The organism is Microbacterium protaetiae, assembly GCF_004135285.1.
Taxonomy (GTDB): Bacteria; Actinomycetota; Actinomycetes; order Actinomycetales; family Microbacteriaceae; genus Microbacterium; species Microbacterium protaetiae.
The window spans coordinates 98,091-116,438 of the sequence record NZ_CP035494.1 but is presented as its reverse complement, the minus strand read 5'-3'; the positions used below and the strand labels follow the sequence as shown (position 1 = coordinate 116,438).

Genomic DNA, 18,348 nt, shown 5'->3' with positions numbered 1-18,348 from the left:
CCCGGAACGGCGAGACTTTGCAGTTCCGGGCCTCTCAACATGCGGGCGTCCGTTCGTCGGCGCGGTGTCCTCATCGCTGCTGAAAGTATCTGACGAGATGAGCCTCATTCGTCATTGCAGCAGTGAGCCCGATCGTGAGTATCCAGGCGCTCATGGCTGCGGCCACAACTCGCGCCCCGGCCAACCATGCGGCCAGCGGAGGATCGGGGTTGTGCCAGGCGGCACAGAAGGCAAGTGTTGTCGCGGCGAACAGTGATGCGGGGATGAGCCAGATCGCACACTCGGCCAGCGAGATGCCGGCCAAGGCGGAGTGGCTCACTCCGACGTGGAGGGCCGATGCGAGTTCCAAACGACGGAGGCGCAGCCCGACAAACGCGAGTGCGGCGGCCGCAATAGCAGCCAGGCTAGTGAGGACAACGAGCGGCAGCGAATGGAAGACAGCGTTGGGGTCGAGAGTACGTCCCAGAGTTGGGTTCCATTGTGTCGCTCCGTTTGAACCGCCGACGTCTATGGTGACAGTTCCCAGCAGCTCCAGCGGGTTGTCCGAGGGCGGCCAGAACCGCACCCAACATGAATCGAAGGGCTCACTGCCGACAGCCAGCCCGATCGCCGCACCACTGAGCGTCGAATCGCGACCGTCGTCGGGGTGGTCATACGTCCCTGCAACGGCGCTCGGCCGACTCCCGTCGATCAGAAACGTAGTTCCGGGGATGTGGCTGAGTCCGAGCGAGGCGGCCAGGGTGGAATCTACGATCAGACCCGCGTTCGGAGAGGCTGGATCGACGTCGAGAAGGTGCGCCATGCCGAGTGATGCATCGAAGTACGGTGTGGGGCGGTCGGGGAGCAGGGCAAACCGGAGAGTGTCGCCGGCGCGCGTCGCTCCCGCGGCGTCCACGCCGTCGACGCGAGCGAGTGCGTCGCAGGCGTTTCCATCGACGTTGCCAGGAGAGTCGAGACGGAACACGGATGCCCCTGACTCACGAAATGCGCTGGCCTCCGTGACCACACCCACAACCCCTCGTGTGGCGACGATCCCCAGGCATAGGGCGATGGCGAGGAATGTGACGAGAGAGATGACCCCATAGCTTGCCCCGGCACCGAAGTTGCGAGCTGCCTCACGCCACACTTCTCTGATCTTCAAGAGTCACCATGATCGTCGGCGGGAGGTTGCACGGTGAGCAAATCGATCGTTGTCGAGCACGCGGCGATAACACGAGGGTCATGAGTGGCGACGAAAACGATGGCCGCGGCCTCCTGAAGTGACCGCAGGGCCTCACACACATCGGCGGCCGCCCTGGGATCCAATTGAGCAGTCGGCTCGTCTATGAGTAGCATGTCGGGTTCTGTGGCGAGAGCGCGAGCCAGTAGCATCCTTTGACGCTCCCCGCCCGACAGCATCCGGTATGGGCGTGCCGCAACCTCTTCGAGGTTGAGCCGCATCAGCTGACGCCGGGCGACGACGGTTGCATCGCCCCGCCCCGCCCCGCGCGCCACGAGTGGGAGGCATACATGATCAAGGGCGGTCCGCTCCGACACGCCATGCGGGTTCTGCGGAACGAGCGCCACGTCGTGAATGGCAGTTCGTTCGATGGTGCCGTGAGTCGGCCTGAGCCAGCCGCCCAGAAGGGAGAGCAAGGTCGATTTCCCCGAGCCGGATGGGCCTGTGAGTGCGACGAGCGATCCTTCGTGGGCTGTGAAACTGAGCCCCGTGTAGAGGGTGGGTCCTCCAGGGTGCGCGAAGGAGATGTCATCGACTCTTATTCGCATGACGTGCTCGCGTTAGCAGCAGGAATGATGACTGCTTCGACGGACTGCTGAGGTACGACAAAGACGGTGCCCAACTCGCTCGCGAGGATCTGCACGGGCACCGCCTTGTGGGCAGATATCACGCATCCGCGTGTCGAGCCGGTGACCAGCACGGCGGACGGGGGGACCCCGATGGCCGAGATCGGCTCTTCAAGCTTCACTCCGAGCGCAATGCCGCGAGTGGGATCCTTCTTCCACTGCGCAAAGGCGTCAGACGATGCCACCGCGCTCAGAAACGTGGCGTCGGTGACCTTACGCCCCTCAGGAATGTGGACCACCGCAGCTCCCGACACCGCAACGTATCGGTGGTGAGCGAGGTCCGTAGCTATATCGGGAAACGTCAACCCGGTAAGGGTCTCGCCCGCGACAAGCAACGGCTGACCGTGCGTTATCTCGGTGCCCACAGGCGCCTCGCAGGAGGTGACCGGAGCCATTCCGCTCGGTATCCATTGGACGCGATCAAGTGTGATGCGCCCGTCGGCCGCGACCGACGCTCGTCTCTGCATAGCCTCGACCGCGGCGATCGTGTCAGCATCGTAATTCCGGGTGACCCCCAGCTCGTATCCCGCTTTGATCAGAGCCTTCTGCAGACCCTTGACGTCCGCTCCTGTGCTGCCGGAGGAGAGATCGCGCCACAGCGGTACGCCAGTGACAAGTGCGATGCGGCCTATCCCGTCAACACTCAGAATGTGGTCGCCGGTGCGGATCTCCGTGCCGGGCTTGCACTGAGAAGCGGTCACCATGCCATTTCCACCCGTGAGGCCGACTGTTACCTTGTCTGAGAGTGTCGGCACAGCGTAGATAGTATGCGCGTCGGTGAACGACCTCGCTGTCACCGGGACAGTACGTGGCACGTCCACGGCGCGTACCGATGGCGGCACCAGTGGCGGTAGCACCAAGGCGCCGAGCAACACACCGCCGGTGAGCACCAGGGCGCCGACCGACACGGCCCATCGTAACCAGGGTCTCACCGACCCAGCGGGTTGGTGCTGCACTCTTGCACTCTCGGATCATCCATTGCGACGCCGCCGGGAAGCTTCGGTAGCTCCGACGCGAGTGGTATGTCATTGCCGTTCGACTCGCCAGCCTGTGCAGCTGAGAACGCGTTCACGAACTGGTCCCAATCGTCTTTCGTGAACGTGCTGTCGACAACCTCTTCCGTACGCAGGCACTCTGCGACGAGGGCACTGAAATCCTCCTTCTGCGGGTTCGTTCTGATCGCGTAGTAGAGGGGTTCGATCACATACGTTGTCTCCTCGGCGCATTGCCGTTCGGCATCGGCTTGCGCTCCGACAAGTTGAGTATCGAAGTCGTAACCGCCGTCTGGACGAGCTGTGGCGTGGATGCCAGCGTCGGTGAGGCAGTCGATGTAGCGCTGACGTACTTCACGAAACTCTGCGTCGGTGATCTTGCCATCGCTCAACACCCCACGCTGCAGGTCGGTCACAGCCTGTTGGCGGGCCTGCTCAAACTCGGGGGCGTAGGGACCCGCCGCGGACGCTTCGTTCGAGGAGCATGCCGCTAGCCCAATCGCCAGTGACAGTATGCCGCCAGCCGTCAGAATCTGCCGCCTTAGCACTTCATCTCCGCGCAACGTCAGTTCGACTCGATGATGTTCACCTTGTGGAATCGTCCACTCGGAAGATACACGATCGAGGCCAGCCCAGGATCACCGATCCAGGGGCCCACGCTTGTCCCAACACTGGAGTTGGTGCTGTCGGTGTAGTACCAGTCCTTGCGTGCTCGCACCTTCGAGCTTCCCGTGCAGAGCGAGGAAACCTTCACAGTTGCCTGTGCGGACGTGTTGACGGAAAAGTACGCACCCGAGCACACAGCATGTGCAGGTGTCACCACCGCGAAGCTTGCGAGCAATGTCATTGCAAGCGCAGCAGTTGCTCCGAAAACCGTGCTCTTCTTTGCAGCTTTGGACGTCATCTTGACCCCTCTGGACGTGCGTTGAACCTAGGCCGATGGTCTCGACCTAGCCCGAAACATTCCACGTGCACGCCTGGAGGTCAACGACGTGATGCGCGGCGTCAGACATGAACTTCCGCGTTTTTGCGCGACTGGAGTGCCTGGTGGCGGCGGTCCGGTTCACGACTTCTACGGTTCCGGTGTCGGCTGCGATAGCGGAAAATGACTTCGATGACGCCGCAGGCGACGCATGCTGCGGTCCTGATTCTGTGCGGTTCTGCAACGGATCGTTCGAGCGGGCCCTAGGGTGCAGGACGGCCACTTCTGGCATCGACCGCCCATATATGGTGTCGTCGAGCGATTGGGCCGCCGACGCAAGCGCGTGAACGACGATCACGCAATACGAATCGACGACAGTTCACTCATTTAGATGACGGGACTCGACCGACGGGAGCCATGGTCGATGGAACGCCGTGACGGCAATCGCGGTTGGTTGCAGGCGTTGGAGGCGGCGATCCACGCGATGGAGAGTGAGCGAGCGTGACTGACCGTGATGACGACGAGGGCGCGGTCGAGGGCGACCAGACATTGAGCACCGGCGGCCTGGATGACTTCTATTCGATGTTTCAGCGTGAGCGCGACAAGCGACTCCAGAGGTATCAGGTCTACGTTGCCAACGGCAACTATGCGAAGCATCTGACGACCGCGTTGAAGTCGTTCCAAGGCGTCCCAAACCTACACATCGCGGACCTCGTACAGTGGAAGACCTTCCTACGTAATGCTGAGTTCCCTGCGTACGGTGCCCCGGCAATCCTCGTCGATTTCCTCGCGCCACAAACCGTACAGGGGTCCCTGGACGAGCCGGATGTCGCCACCGGATATCTCGACGGCGACCAGGATCTGCAGATTGTGCGGACCCACAGCCTGCGGTTGATGGCATGGGAGTCTGAAAGTACCTGAGCCTTCGCGTCACCGATTCGTTCGATACAGGCAGGAAAGGCGATGGCGGCAGTCCGCACTCTCCGAGTCTGGTCCGGCCGGCGACTGGCGACCGCGCATGGGGTTCGCATGGAACTGACTTCGGAAGAACTTGTGGCCGTGACAACGGAGATGATCCTCAGTTGTGTCGTGTTCCCGGACCTCCACGAGCCCGACACCCGACGGCGGCTGGACCGCGATAGAGCTTCTTGAGCTGCTCGCACCCGGTCGTTCCGACGTACTCGGCGACCTCCTGCTGGAGGTGGTGGCGGCTGGCGCGGCCGCCATCACGGAATCGAAGGCGGCTACCTGTCTGAACGGCGTGGACAGGTCGATTCACGAACGATGAGCTCCGGTGTGGGCATGCCTACCGTGGGCTCTGCGTGGTCGCCGATTTCCGGTCCTTTGTCGACGGTGGCGACGTCAACGAAGCGATGTGCGCATGACGGTGCGACCGTGTCCTTGCCTGACCTCCTGCGTACTGCGGATACGTGGCGGGACGACTGCTTCAATGAACCCGGCTACATCAATTCGTCGCCAGACGGCAGAGGGCGCTCGAAGGCGGTTCCTTGGTCGGTTGCGGCCGAGAACTCGTCGATCTCTCATGACAACCGCCAACGGCCCGCTCCCGTTACAACGGGAGCGGGCCGTTCACCTTCTGGCCGAGATCAGTTCGGGGCCCCACTCTGATGTGTTGCACGTCGGGCAAGGACAAGTGCAACGGCGAACATGACCAAGCTCGCGCTCGCCGCCGCCAGATAGAGCCATCGACTGGCCTCTGTGAGCGTGAGTGCAAGCACCACCAGCACTAACGGAGCGAGGATGCTCACAAGCGTCACCGTTGTCGACCAGCGCTTCTCAGTACGGTCGGTAGCACTCTTCTTGCGCTTGTTCCACGCCGGCATCGCCATGAACAACGTGACGATGAGGCCTATCCAGATGACAAAAAGCGCCGTTGGTATCCCACTGCTTCCCCAGATTGCTGCGGAGGACGTGATTCCAAACATGAGAGCCGTGGTCGCAACAAGCGGCGCACCCACACGGGGAAGAAGCGGCCCGGTTTCTGAAAGTGCACTCACTCCTTGCATGGGATCACTTCCTGCATTTCTCCTGAACCAGATGGGTGGTGGGCAGCGGGTCGTAGATGAGCGCTCGGACACCCACACACTTCCCATTGTTGAGAGCGGTGTTCGCATAGTCAATCGCGTAGGCGGAGCTGACGCCACAGGCAACGCCGGCTATGGGGCCACCGAGGGCGCTGCAGGATGCCCAAAAATAAGGCTGGTGGTTTCAATCATTTGAATTATGTTGCGGTGTCGTCAACGTTGTTCCGTACAGCCCAGAGGGCGAGCTGGGTCCGGTCGGCGAGCCCGACCTTCTTGAGTGCCGACTGGAGCTGGGACCTCACCGTGTGTACGGACACGTTTAGGAACGCCGCGATGTCTTCGTTGCTCGTCGTGCCGCTGGAGAGGACAGCCACGACCCTTCGCTCTGCTGCTGTCAGAAGTTCGGCCGCTTCCGAGACCGGTACTCGACGACGTCGAACGAACTCCCTCAACATGGGCGCTGTGACTCGCGTGGACACCACCCCTTGCCGCTGCGACGCGGCGTAGATTGCGTCGAGGAGATGTGCCGAGTCGTGGCTCTTAAGGAGATACCCGACGGCTCCCGCATCGAGCGCATCACGCACATACTCATCGAACGCGAAGCTTGTCATGACGATCACCGCAGAATGACGTGTTGAGTCTGCGGCCAGCTGGCGTGTGGCCTCGATGCCGCTCATTCCGGGCATTTGGAGATCCATAAGGACCACGTCTGCCTTTTCGTTTCGGGCCACGGTGACAGCGTCGGCTCCGTTGCCCACCTCGCCGATGACGACGATATCCGGCACCGCCTCCAGTTGCAGGCGGAGACCGCGGCGCACGACGCGGTTGTCGTCAGCGATTAAGACGCGGATTCTCTTCGTGTTCACAGCGGTCTTTCTCGTTAGAGGAGGGTGGACATCGGGATCGATATGGCGAGTTGCCATTGGCGAGATGCGTTCGCTCCTGCCGTGAGGGTGCCTTGAAGCAGTTCCACGCGCTCGCGCATCCCGGCGAGTCCCCATCCCAAGCTGATGCCCGGTATTTCCTTGACCGTGGTGGCTGGCAGGTTGTTCGTGATGACGACGTCGAGTCGTTCGCGGTTGGCAAGTATCTTCACATGCGCCGACGAGCCGGGGGAGTGCTTTGCGACGTTCGTGAGCGCTTCCTGGAGCGCTCGATACGCTGTGCTCGATACCACTGCTGGGAGCTCTTGTAGTTCTCCGTCGATTGACATCTCGACATTCATTCCGATTCTTCGCCAGTACGCTGCGAGTTCTGGCGCGCGGCGGATATCGGTTGCGGTGGCGTCCGTCTTTCTCGCCCCGGCGTCCTGTAGATCTGCCAATGCCCCTGCGAGACTGGCGGCCGCGAACCGGCCCTCACTCCGAACCTCGCCGACAAGTTCAAGTGCGGTATCGGGACTGTCTGCCGCGACGGTGAGTGCTGCGTCCGCAAGAGTGATCAAGCCCGCAAGATGCTGGCCAGCCACGTCGTGGAGTTCGCGTGCGATTCTCGCTCTTTCCTCATGCTGAGCGTCGCGCACTCTTTGGGCGTGCTCTTCTTTCGCCAGCGCGGCTTCTTCATGTGCTCGTGTCACGCGACGGGTCTGCGCGCCCCACCAGATGCCCAGTGCCGTCGCCCCCGCCGCGGGCGCAGCGAATCGAGCGCTCTCGCCCAATACGAATCCCGTCGCTGTGCTGTAGCTCGTGCCGATGAGTAAGAGCCAAACAAAGATGACTGCCATCGTCACCGCAATGACGCAGAGCGCCCAGACCATCGAAATGGTGGGGTTGAGACGCGTGCCGAGGAGGAAGAGGGCCAGTGCGATGACGAGATACATGCCGGTCAGCCACGAAGGGACCGCGAGCCCGACCCCAAGAGCCAGGTATGTCAACGTCGCGAGGACCACGGTCCACCGCGGCGCGCGGTCTGCCAGCATGAGGGGGGCCGACTGCAGCATGCATCCCACGACGAGCAGCAGAATCACCACCGGCTCCGGGAAGATCAGTCCCCACTCTCGATTTCCTTCCACGAGCGCGGTGACGGGGACGGCGAGGACCTGGAGAAGGGTCGCAACGAAGACGGTGAGAGCGAACAGCAGCGCCGCCTTACGCGAGCGCAAGAATGCCGAAGGAAAGGCTTGCAGTGCTTCCACTCCAGTCTCGAGGGTATGAGAAGGAGTGAGGCGGGCGGCGGCTTCAGACGCCCGTATCTGGTCAGCCGTATTCACCTCCGACGCACTATCTTCACGACGATACATAGGGGGAGCGTACGCGAACGTGCGTGTCCTTGCCCCTCCGGTGGCGTCTTGCGACCGGTGGTGGTCCACGGGGTCGCGTCCGCGGATAGCTGGTCGCGTCGGACTTGGCACGCGGTCGCCGGAGGGGATAGATCGTGCGCGCGCGTCACCGTTAGCCTGGGCCTGAGCGTCCGTTCGATCATCTACGCTGGCTTTCGTGCAGGATGACGGAGGGGCATAGCCGCAGTGCCGCGTTGCCCAGATTGTCAGGTAGTCGAGCGTGCGGCGGTTGGCGGCTGGCAGTGTCCTGTTGCGATATCGCGGAAGAGTGTACTGTGGTCCATGCCATCGCGGCAGACTCCTTCGTTGGTGCCCCAAAGAGCAGTCCGGCTCCTCGCGTTCCGGGTAGCGGTAGCGCGTCGTTAGCTCCCACGCTTGCACTTAGGTTCTGGATACTCGGTCGGGTCAAGCGTGAGCTTGTCTCCGGGCTGAATCACATGTGTGCGCCCACCGCAGTAGAGCCAGTCACTATTCAGGCCCTGGATGAAGTTCGAGCAGAACCGGTAATTGATTGCCTCCCATGCATCCCCCGCTGCCACCGTGTAGGCGATAGGGTTTCCACTCTCATCAACGGTGACTTTGCCTTCTGCGTGCGCACGCGGACCACGGTCCAAGACGCCAGTCTTGGACGCACATGTCGTTTCGGTCTCCGCTGGGCTCGCCTGACTAGCTGGGGCGGCCTGAGAAGACCCGGGAGACGTCGCTCCCGGGGGTGTGACGTCCTGCGCGCTTGGTGTCGCCGTGCAGCCGCCGAGAGCAATTGTGGCTAGTGCGGTCGCGGCGAATGCTGCGCCAGCCATCCACGTAGTCCGCATGGTCGACCTGGGCTTGCTGCCAGGGGGACTAGCCGTGAGCTGCGGACGAGTGATACTTGCGTGAGCCTTACTCAGGAACGTTCTCCCGCCGGGTGTAGCCAAGGCGTGAAACACGACAGCGGATCTGGAGAGAAGTCTCGACGGTGATGCCACGGTTGCAGCGTATTGGTCTGGCCAACGAAGCCCAAGGCTCGCCCGCCTCGTCGGTTCAACCGGCAAGTCCGGTGTATTCCGCGTTGAGCTTCGCGGGGTCCACCGTCAACTCGAGCCGCTCGGCGACGGCGAAAGGTATGCGGGTGGCGCTGCGCTCAACGGCAGACGGGCCTTAGACCATCTGCCGTCGAGCCAGAATCTTGGTGTCCATTCGTAACGCTCGGTATTAGGAGAATTTCCTTCGACGAGATGATCCGGTTCGTTGACATGTTCCGGGATCGTTTCGGGGTCGAGGCCATCTGCCGCACGATCAGTGCGATAGACAGTGGGTTCCTCACCGCGGGGACCGGACCAGCAAGACCCGCGCCCCGTCCGCCAGGACGCTGCACGACCAGATACTGGTGCCCGAAATTGTCCGCTTGGAGATCGTCACCGGTTCATTCGCGCTCGCCGCCGCCATCCTCGTGGCCAGCTACTGATCGGGTTGGTGGCACGTACGTTGTTCCGGACTGGTTGGGGCGACTCTCTGCTTTGTCACGGTGGTTTCGGAGAGCCTTCGCAACCGTCCCGCGTAGATTTGTGGTCAGACCACTAAGGATGGCCATGTCCAAGACCCGCGTTCCCGCACTCCTGCTCGCACCGATCATCGCCGGCGCCCTCGCTCTGACCGGCTGTTCCGCAGTGACAGACTCCCCGGCGTCGGCACCCAGCGACTCGGCTCCCGCACCCAGTGCGCAGGGGGCGGGCACCGCAGTGCCGGCATCCCTCGGCGACCACGTGATCACCGCGGGCGACGGGCCCGTCGAGATTGCACTGTGGACCGACCTGTCGTGCCCGTACTGCGCGATGCTTGAGGCCGAGACCGGCGACCTCATCGCCTCGTGGGTCGCGAGCGGTGATGTCACGCTGACGATCCACCCGCTCAACTTCGTGAGCGAGAAGCACGGCGACGCCACTGATTGGTCGACGCGTGCCGCAGGTGCCATTGCGGCGGTGGCTGATGCGGGGGAGGGCGCGGCCATCCCTGCGTTCTACGCGTTGCTGCAGAAGAACCAGCCCACAGATGCGGGCGCACTCGGCGATGACGACATCATCGCCCTGGCAGCGCATGCGGGCGTGACCGCCGACATCCGCGACGCCGTCGAGACTCAGAGGTTCGGCGACTGGGTGCAGGCCTCCAACGACCACTGGCTCGGCACGACCATCGACGGTACCGCCCAAGTCGTGCAGGGAGTGCCCGTTCTGGTCGTCGACGGCACTGTGTTCGACATTCAGGACACGAACGCCGACCGGTTGCAGGCGGCGGTCGACGTCGCACTCGACCAGCCCTGATCGACGATAAGCGCAGCGAGACGTCGACGCCCGTCCTCGGTGACGGGAGCGTCAGCGTGGGACACGAGGACCTCCGTGGTGACGCATGTGAGTCTGGTGACCCATATCCTGCCGAGGAGGTCCTCGCCTAGCTCAAACGTTCGCAAGGTACCGTCTCCGGGCGTGAGAAGTCTCGAGTATCCGGCCATCATGGTTCAGACCGCAGATGGCGTCATTAGCCCGGCCTCCGTAGAAAGCTGCACCAAGAAGGCCGTAACCGGCGGGATGAAGTACACCAATTGCAAGATCTGCACGTGGGTTGGCGCCTGGTCGATGTCGTTCCACGCGGATTTCACGATCAAGACAAGCGCACCGGACACGATCAACGCCGTCAGAGACTGGGCATGGTCATGGGGAGGTCCCGTGTCGCAAACGTCTCATACACTCGCCATCGGCCAGGCCACCGAGAACAGCAACGGGGCCGCGTGGGCACGCTACACAGGAACGTTCACTGGTCCATTGATCGGCACGAAGACTGAGTGGGTCGGCCTCTGGGTCGGGGGTAACAGCTACGGGGACAACCATTCGGGTGGTTGATGCGCCGTCGAGATGCAGGATGTGGCGTCACAAGCCATGTACTGCATCTCGATGCGGGGTCGGTCAGGAGCGTAATCGATGAACTCGCCAGGCAACCACCCAAATGCTCCCCGAGAAGCCCAATAAGCAGCATCGGAGGCTACTGCGGTAGAGCCCATTACAAGGTAGCATGCAATACATGGTTGATGACCGCACGCTGAACAGCCTCCGCAAGGGAGTGGTTGAAGGCGTGACGCTCGCGCTGATGCGGGACCGTGAGGTCTATGGCCGCGATCTCGCCTCGACGCTCGTGGAGCTGGGCCTGATCTCGAGCGCAGGGACAATGTACCCGGTGCTCGGCAGGCTGCGAGAGTCCGGCAAGGTCGAAACGACGTGGGAGCAGTCCATGAAGGGCCCACCGCGTCGGTATTACCGTCTGACCACCCGCGGGCAGGAGGCGCTTGACGACTTTACGCTCGGCTGGAGGATGATCTCGAACGGCGTCGCTTCAGTCTTCTCCCCGTGCGCCCAAGTCGACTCGACGACAACAGGAGAGGGAAGGTCGCGGTGACATGGATGTCGATGACAGTGCAGTTGAAGGCGCGTACCTTGATGAGGTTGAGCGCGCCGTCTCCGTGCGCGATCCGGACGCGGCGTCGCACATCCGTGCGGAGATCGCGGCCCACATCGTAGAGTGCAGATCGGACGCGGAACAGCGAGGCGAACCGATCACCATTCACGACATCATCGCCGAGATCGGCGATCCCCTCGCTGTCGCTGCGGAAGTTCCGACGACCTCCGGGAAGAACAGCAAGCCATCACGCATCACTCTCTTCGCGCGCTGGGAGCCGATTTCCTATGTCTGGGCCGTCTGCCTGCTGATAGCGGTCGGGTCGAGCCTGTACTTCATCGGCTGGGCCCTGGGTTTGATCATGATGTGGACCTCCGCGCTCTGGAGCCGCAGAGTGAAGATCTGGTCAACGGCCGTGATACCGGGATGCCTACTGCTCGCTCTCATCTGGTTCGACTTCGTCTTCGTCGCGGGATATCTAGGGACGACCGCAATCGCGGTGCTGCTGTACTTCACGTCCGCACCAGTGAAAGCACGCAGAGCGGCGAAGCGCGCCGCAACTGCTCAGGAAAGGCTCACTCCGGCGCGCAGCTGATGGCCCCGTGGTCTTCGCCTTCACGCTCATCGGTTCCGCCACACGCAGCCGCGAGGCAGCAGAAGCGGAGCCTGTTTCAGAGCGGCCCGAAGGGGCATGGCAGTGCAGCAAACCCGGCGACGAGGTGGGGCTGTGCGATATCGGCTATATCCGTGCGGGGGGTTCGTAGTGAGCGGTATCATAATTCGACCGTGAACTGAAGTTCATAGCGAGGAGTTCGAATCTGATGAGCAGACGCGCATTGCGACCAACACCATTGTTCGTGTGGGCTGCGGTTCTTGTTGTCCTGGGCGCCATCGTTGCGCTTGGACTGACCGTTGGGACGAGCCAGGACTCGCCGATCATTGACACGTGGATCCAGCAAGTAGGCGTCGGGGCTTCCGTGGGTGTCCTTGTCGGTGGTGTTGTGCTGCTCTCGTTGGGGTTCGTTGCTCGAAAAAGAGTGGCAAGTTCCGCCTCGCCGCGATAGACGGCAGCGCCTCATCTTTGTGACGTCTTCATCTGGAACCGGGATGCCGACGCGACACAGGTGGAGCTAAACGCGACATCGGGAGTCCTCTCGGTCAGCCTGGCCGGTGCTGGGGAGTCGGCGCGCGTCATGCGGATTCGTCGGACCGGCGCCTGAGGCAGGCGTCGTACGCGCGCACACGAACACCGCGCTCACGATTTGCTCCGGCCCGCGCCTCTGAGGCTCACCGAACGCCGCGACTACGATGGAAGCATGCCCCCGCAGCCACGCCGGTTCAGCCCGGTGCTCTCCCTGCTGACGCTGGGAACCATCTGGGATGGCCAGCTCAACAAGCAACTCAAGGGCCTCGGGCTGACGACTCGCAAGTACGGACTGCTCGCACACATCCGCGCGACGCCGGGCATCTCGTTCTCCGAGCTCGCGCGGCGATCGCAGATCACCGTGCAGACCGCGCATACGGCGGTGCACGCTTTGGTCGATGACGGGCTGGCGGCGGATGCCACGGCCCATGCGGGCGCGGCATCCACCCTCCGCGTCACAGACAAGGGCATGGCGGCTCTCAAAGAGGCCGACGCCCGGCTCGCGCACCTCGACGCGGTGTTCGCGTCATCGGGTGCACAGTTGACGGCGGCGCTGAAGGGGCTTCACGAAGAGCCGTTCGGCGAGCACCTCAACTGACGACGAGCGGCGCGCGCGGCGGCCGCAGCACCGTGCGCCACAGGTTCACCAGCATCCATACGAACGTGCCGGTCCACGCGGCCATGGCGATCCAGCTCTCCACATAGCCGATGGTGTGGACGATCGGCAGGCTGTCGACGTCGCCGAGGAACTGCGCACCGACCCCATACATGCCCAGCGGGAAGATGATGCTCCACAGCGTCGCCTCGTAGCGGAACGGGATGCGGTGGCGCCCGTGCCGCCACCACCCGGCGATCACCAACGGCGGGATCAGCCACGTGCCGAACGCCCAGAAGAACACCGACGCGCCCGCGATGAGGCCGCGCGTGGCATCCACCATCGGCGCGTCGGCCATCATGACGATGCGCGCGCCGGCGACCACCGTGATGGCGGTGGCGCCCATGGCAACCCAGTACGGGGGAGTGAGGTCTTCGGGGCGGAACGGAACGGTCAGCATGCGCACCGCGACGAACACGCCCACTGCGCAGTACAGAAAGATTCCGACCGACCACGAGAACACCGCGAGCAGTGCCAGGCCGGGCCGCCAGGCCTCGAACTCGAGCTCGAGGGTCGCCGCCAGCACGGCGATCGACTGGCTGGCCACCGCCCAGATGAACCAGGTGCCGTTCGCCGTGGTGATCGGCGGCTGTTTGCGGTCGCCGAGCACCGCGGTCCAGGGCACCGTGTAGCCGAGGATGATCCAGGCGATGGATGCCACCAACAACAGGGCGACGGCGACGCCGTGGTAGCCGCTTTCTTGACTGAGCCTGCTGCCGAGCACGTCGGTCGCGGCCACGAACGTGAAGAACCCGAATGCGCGGCCGGGGTCGGCGAAGTCTTCGGCCATCTGCGCCGGGTGACGCAGGATACGGACGATGTTCAGCGCCACGAGCACGATGTATGAGACGGCGGCGATCACGAGAAGCACCAACGAGACGGTGAACCACTCGTTGGTGCGCATGCCGATCGAGACGATGCCGGTGGCCATGACCAGCGCGAAATAGCCGGGGGTGAGGGCGGCCACGCCGGCGTCGGCGCGGGCCTGCAGAGTCAGCGGCGTGGTCACGGCTTCAGGCTAGCGGTCGCCCGTGTCGGTCGTGGGGTGCAGGATCGTGAATATGCAGCTCGCCAGCACCTCCACCCAGCGCACGTACCGCTACGTTCGCCTGACGATCCTCGGCGCGGTGTTTGCCCTCGCGGTCTCGCTCATCATCGTGGTGGCCGCCGACGGCCCTGTCACCTCGCTCAGCGCGCTGTTCTACACTCCGGGCCGCACCGTGTTCACCGGCGTGCTGTTCGCGGTGGCCCTCGCGTTGCTCGCGCTGTCGGGGCACAGCGTCGAGCAGGTGCTGCTGGATGTCGCGGCCCTGTTCGCCCCGCTGATTGCGGTGATTCCGACCCCGCTCGGCGTGGGAGACGCACCAGGTGTCGAATGCCCGGGGCAGACGCCGTGCGTGCCTGCGGAGTACACCGCCGGCGTGCACAACGGCGTGATCACCTTCGTCGTGGTGGTGATCGTGGGGGCGGGCTGTGCACTCGTGCTTGGGCGCGGGCAGCGCACGATGTCGCGGGGCGTGGTCATCGCCGTTGCGGCCGCGGTCGTCGTCGCACTCGCGATGCTGGTCTGGCTGCTTGTCTGGCCCGCGGCCCTGCTGCAGACGGGCCACCTCGTCGTGACGGCGGGGTTCTTCGGCCTGATGTCGGCGGTGGCCGTGGTTTCGGCAGTCGCATCGGTGGGTCGGTGGCGCGTGATCTACCTCGTCGTCGCCATCGGGATGGCGGCATCCCTCCTGTTCCTCGCGGCCGTGGGCATCGCGCGGCTGGCTGGCGCCGATCTGGCGGGGCAGCCGTGGATATTGGTGGGCGAGGTCGGACTCATCGCGTTCTTCGCCGCGTTCTGGATCGCCCAGACGGCGCAGAAGTGGAACGAGGTCGACCCGTCACTGCTCGCCTGATCCGGTTCGGGCCGGGATCTGCTGCAGCGTCCACCGGTTTCCGTCGGGGTCGCGGAACGTGACGAACCGACCCCATGCCTGCTCGTCGACGCCCTCGGCTTCGACGCCGACCTCGCGCAGATGCGCCAGGGCCTCATCGGCGTCGGGCACGACCACCTGAATCGTGTTCTGCCGACCGGGCTCGAGATCGATGCTGAGACCCACGCCGAACGCGATCGAGCACGCCGACCCGGGCGGAGTCATCTGCACGAACCGCAGTCCCTCATACGGAACCTGGTCGTAATCGAGGTGGAAGCCGACACGTTCGTAGAACTCCTTCGCCCGGTCGACGTCGGTCACGGGTACGAAAATGAGCTCGATGCGCCATTCCATGGTGTTCTCCTTTGATCGTCTGGTCATGACGCTACGCGCGGGTTCCGACATCGCGGAATACTTCCCGAGCACACGTGTTGAAGTTGATATCGGAGTGCTCAAGTTCGTAGACTTGATGCACTAAGACTCAACTTTGAGGAGCTTTGAATGTTCGATGACGGCACCCCACCGGTCGAAGGCGCCCAAGACGGCGCGAGCGCGTTCGACGATTTTCTCGCGCGCTACCTCGCCGGTGAACGCGCGCGTCAGCAGCACTCCGTCGACCTCAGCCGGTTCATGACCGCGCGCACGCAAGAGGTGCTGCAGCAGGCCGCACAGTTCGCACTCGAGCGCGGTCAGCGCGAAGTCGACACCCTGCACGTGCTGCGAGTGCTGATGGATGTCGCAGCCGCACAAGAGGCCGTGCGACGCATCGGCGCCGACCCGACCGACATCGCGCACGAGACCGAAGGCCGGTTGCCGGCGCCGCACAGCGCAGTCGACGCAGCCGACGGCGCAGTGATCACCCCGTCGCTGCAGCGCGCGCTGTTCCACTCCTTCCAGGTCGCCCGCTCGTCGGGCTCGACCTACGTCGACCCCGAGCACGTGTTCTTCGCGCTCGTCCTGGCGCAAGACACCCCCGCCGGCCAGGTACTGGCGCGGGCCGGCGTCACCGCCGAGTCGTTGACGCAGAGCGTGAACGAGACCGTGACCGCCGGCGGTGCGCAGGCAGAGCAGGGCACAGCCTCTCCCGACACCCCGATGCTCGCCCGCTACGGCACCGACCTGACCGCGCTGGCCGAGGCCGGCACGCTCGACCCGGTGATCGGCCGCGCCGGCGAGATCGAGCAGACCATCGAGATCTTGTCTCGCCGCACCAAGAACAACCCGGTGCTGATCGGCGCAGCCGGCGTCGGCAAGACCGCCATCGTCGAGGGGCTCGCGCAGGCGATCGTGGCGAACCAGATTCCCGAACAGCTGCGCGGCAAGCGCGTGATCGCGCTCGACCTGCCCGGAATGCTCTCGGGCACGCGCTACCGCGGCGACTTCGAAGAGCGCCTCACCAAGACGATGGACGAGATCGCCGCACACTCCGGCGAGATCATCGTCTTCCTTGACGAGTTGCACACCGTGGTCGGTGCCGGCGGCAACGGCGACGGCGGCATGGACGCCGGCAACATCCTCAAGCCCCGGCTCGCCCGTGGTGAGCTGCACCTCGTGGGTGCGACGACCCTGGATGAATACCGCCGGATCGAGAAGGATGCCGCGCTGGAGCGCCGCTTCCAGCCGGTCAAGGTGGGCGAACCCAGCATCGAGGACGCCATCCGCATCCTGCATGGGCTGAAAGACGCCTACGAGCTGCACCACGGTGTCACCTACACCGAAGACGCTCTGCGGTCGGCCGTGGAACTTTCCGACCGATACCTGACCGAACGGGTGTTGCCGGACAAGGCGATCGACCTCATCGACCAGGCCGGTGCACGGTTGCGGCTGCGGCTGGGTGTGCAGGCCGACGTGTCGGTGCTCATGCAGAAGCTCGCCGACCTCGAGGCGGACAAGAACGCGGCCGTCTCGGCCGAGCGCTACGAAGACGCGTCGCAGCTGCGCGACCAGATCGCCGACGTGCAGCACAAGCTGGATGAGATCGCGGGGACGGCCGGGGCGCCCAAGGCCGACGCTGTCGTGGGCGAGCCCGAAATCGCCGACGTGATCAGCCGGGCCACCGGCATCCCGGTCTCGCGGCTCACCGAGACCGAACGCGACCGACTCGCCGTGCTCGAGCACGAGCTGCACGCACGTGTGATCGGGCAGGATGCCGCGGTCACGGCCGTGGCCAAGGCCGTGCGACGCAACCGCACCGGCATGGGCGACGCGCATCGGCCGATCGGATCGTTCCTGTTTTTGGGCCCGACCGGCGTCGGCAAGACCGAGCTGGCCAAGGCGCTCGCGCAGTCGTTGTTCGACGACGAGGGCGCGGTGATCCGGTTCGACATGAGCGAGTTCGGCGAGCGGCACACCGCCGCGCGGCTGATCGGAGCCCCTCCGGGTTACGTCGGCTACGACGAGGCCGGTCAGCTCACCGAGCGCGTGCGGCGCAACCCGTACTCGGTGGTGCTGTTCGACGAGATCGAGAAGGCGCACCCCGACGTGTTCAACCTGCTGCTGCAGGTGCTCGACGACGGACGCCTCACCGATGGGCAGGGGCGCACGGTCGACTTCCGCAACACGGTGGTCGTGATGACCTCGAACCTGGGCAGCGAGTTCCTCGCCTCGCGCGGCGGAGCCATCGGGTTCCTGCCCGACGGCGGGGGCGAGACCGGCTACGGCTCGGAGAAGGACCTGCGCGACCGGGTGTTCGCCAAGCTGCGCGAGGCCATGCGGCCCGAGTTCCTCAACCGCATCGACGAGATCGTGCTGTTCCGCAAGCTGGATCGCGAGCAGCTGCGCGAGATCGTCCGGCTGCTACTGGGTGCGACCTCAACGCGGCTGGCCTGGCGCGAGGTGAGCCTTCAGGTCACCGACGCCGCCGTGGCGTGGCTGGCCGACCACGGCTACGAGCCCGAGTACGGCGCGCGCCCGCTGCGTCGGCTCATCCAGCGCGAGGTCGACGACCGCATCGCCGATCTGTTCGTGTCGGGCGCGCTCGCCGATGGGGGAGCGGTGACGGTGGATGCCGCCGACGACCTGCTCTCGGTGACCGCGACGCCGGTGCACCAGGCCGCGTAGCGCGCCCTGGGCGGGGTGGCGCGCCGCGTGGCGCCCCCCGCGCCCAGACAGGGGATTTCCGTCGA

General features: G+C 64.3%; 18 protein-coding genes. 9 read left to right on the top strand and 9 right to left on the bottom strand.

The features are described from left to right. Positions 1 to 70: 70 nt before the first annotated feature. The 5 genes from ET475_RS00550 to ET475_RS00530 form a co-directional block, all read right to left on the bottom strand. The gene (locus tag ET475_RS00550) at positions 71 to 964 is read right to left on the bottom strand and encodes a hypothetical protein (protein WP_129385033.1); all 894 of its coding nucleotides are present in this window, start codon (positions 962 to 964) and stop codon (positions 71 to 73) included. Between the two features lie 173 nt (positions 965 to 1,137). Further along, entirely contained in the window at positions 1,138 to 1,767 is a 630-nt protein-coding gene (locus ET475_RS00545) for an ABC transporter ATP-binding protein (protein WP_129385031.1), read from the bottom strand. Then, positions 1,758 to 2,753 carry a peptidoglycan-binding domain-containing protein gene (locus ET475_RS00540; protein ID WP_129385029.1) on the bottom strand — a complete coding sequence of 332 codons (996 nt, stop codon included), beginning with the start codon at positions 2,751 to 2,753 and terminating at the stop codon, positions 1,758 to 1,760. The genes ET475_RS00545 and ET475_RS00540 overlap by 10 nt, the downstream gene beginning before the upstream one ends. A 20-nt stretch (positions 2,754 to 2,773) precedes the next feature. After that, a complete protein-coding gene (locus ET475_RS00535) occupies positions 2,774 to 3,253 on the bottom strand; it encodes a hypothetical protein (RefSeq protein ID WP_129385027.1) in 480 nt (159 codons plus the stop codon). Positions 3,254 to 3,402: 149 nt separating this feature from the next. Further along, entirely contained in the window at positions 3,403 to 3,741 is a 339-nt protein-coding gene (locus ET475_RS00530; RefSeq protein ID WP_129385025.1) for a hypothetical protein, read from the bottom strand. A 519-nt stretch (positions 3,742 to 4,260) separates the two neighbouring features. On the opposite strand from ET475_RS00530, the gene ET475_RS00525 reads away from it, so the two are divergent. Continuing rightward, positions 4,261 to 4,680, top strand: coding sequence for a hypothetical protein (locus ET475_RS00525; RefSeq protein WP_129385023.1), 420 nt, complete (start codon positions 4,261 to 4,263; stop codon positions 4,678 to 4,680). A gap of 840 nt (positions 4,681 to 5,520) precedes the next feature. Continuing rightward, positions 5,521 to 6,000 (top strand): hypothetical protein, encoded by a 480-nt coding sequence (locus tag ET475_RS17710; RefSeq protein ID WP_165310658.1) that lies wholly within the window; start codon positions 5,521 to 5,523, stop codon positions 5,998 to 6,000. Position 6,001: 1 nt separating this feature from the next. Here ET475_RS17710 and ET475_RS00515 read toward each other — a convergent pair whose 3' ends face one another. Both ET475_RS00515 and ET475_RS00510 read right to left on the bottom strand, forming a co-directional pair. After that, positions 6,002 to 6,670, bottom strand: coding sequence for a response regulator transcription factor (locus tag ET475_RS00515; RefSeq protein WP_242497711.1), 669 nt, complete (start codon positions 6,668 to 6,670; stop codon positions 6,002 to 6,004). A gap of 14 nt (positions 6,671 to 6,684) precedes the next feature. Next, entirely contained in the window at positions 6,685 to 8,043 is a 1,359-nt protein-coding gene (locus ET475_RS00510; protein WP_129385017.1) for a sensor histidine kinase, read from the bottom strand. Positions 8,044 to 9,653: 1,610 nt separating this feature from the next. Here ET475_RS00510 and ET475_RS00505 point away from each other — a divergent pair. The 5 genes from ET475_RS00505 (at position 9,654) to ET475_RS00480 (ending at position 13,250) form a co-directional block, all read left to right on the top strand. Then, positions 9,654 to 10,382, top strand: a complete 729-nt coding sequence (locus ET475_RS00505; protein ID WP_165310656.1) for a thioredoxin domain-containing protein — start codon at positions 9,654 to 9,656, stop codon at positions 10,380 to 10,382. Between the two features lie 162 nt (positions 10,383 to 10,544). Continuing rightward, the gene (locus ET475_RS00495) at positions 10,545 to 10,958 is read left to right on the top strand and encodes a hypothetical protein (RefSeq protein ID WP_165310654.1); all 414 of its coding nucleotides are present in this window, start codon (positions 10,545 to 10,547) and stop codon (positions 10,956 to 10,958) included. Between the two features lie 178 nt (positions 10,959 to 11,136). Then, positions 11,137 to 11,508, top strand: coding sequence for a PadR family transcriptional regulator (locus tag ET475_RS00490; protein ID WP_129385011.1), 372 nt, complete (start codon positions 11,137 to 11,139; stop codon positions 11,506 to 11,508). A 1-nt stretch (position 11,509) separates the two neighbouring features. Then, positions 11,510 to 12,103, top strand: coding sequence for a DUF1700 domain-containing protein (locus ET475_RS00485; RefSeq protein ID WP_129385009.1), 594 nt, complete (start codon positions 11,510 to 11,512; stop codon positions 12,101 to 12,103). Between the two features lie 721 nt (positions 12,104 to 12,824). Continuing rightward, complete coding sequence (locus ET475_RS00480; protein WP_129385007.1) at positions 12,825 to 13,250, top strand: MarR family winged helix-turn-helix transcriptional regulator; 426 nt, start codon at positions 12,825 to 12,827, stop codon at positions 13,248 to 13,250. Here the strand turns inward: ET475_RS00480 and ET475_RS00475 are convergent. Continuing rightward, entirely contained in the window at positions 13,243 to 14,316 is a 1,074-nt protein-coding gene (locus tag ET475_RS00475; RefSeq protein ID WP_242497710.1) for a tellurite resistance/C4-dicarboxylate transporter family protein, read from the bottom strand. The two genes, ET475_RS00480 and ET475_RS00475, sit on opposite strands and share 8 nt — an antisense overlap. 46 nt (positions 14,317 to 14,362) lie before the next feature. On the opposite strand from ET475_RS00475, the gene ET475_RS00470 reads away from it, so the two are divergent. Beyond that, positions 14,363 to 15,205: a hypothetical protein gene (locus ET475_RS00470; protein WP_165310652.1), complete on the top strand. Its 843-nt coding sequence runs from the start codon at positions 14,363 to 14,365 to the stop codon at positions 15,203 to 15,205. Here the strand turns inward: ET475_RS00470 and ET475_RS00465 are convergent. Then, positions 15,191 to 15,577: a VOC family protein gene (locus ET475_RS00465; RefSeq protein ID WP_129385003.1), complete on the bottom strand. Its 387-nt coding sequence runs from the start codon at positions 15,575 to 15,577 to the stop codon at positions 15,191 to 15,193. The genes ET475_RS00470 and ET475_RS00465 overlap by 15 nt on opposite strands. A 147-nt stretch (positions 15,578 to 15,724) precedes the next feature. Between ET475_RS00465 and ET475_RS00460 the strand changes: the two genes are divergently transcribed. Further along, the gene (locus ET475_RS00460) at positions 15,725 to 18,283 is read left to right on the top strand and encodes an ATP-dependent Clp protease ATP-binding subunit (protein WP_129385001.1); all 2,559 of its coding nucleotides are present in this window, start codon (positions 15,725 to 15,727) and stop codon (positions 18,281 to 18,283) included. Positions 18,284 to 18,348 lie beyond the last annotated feature (65 nt).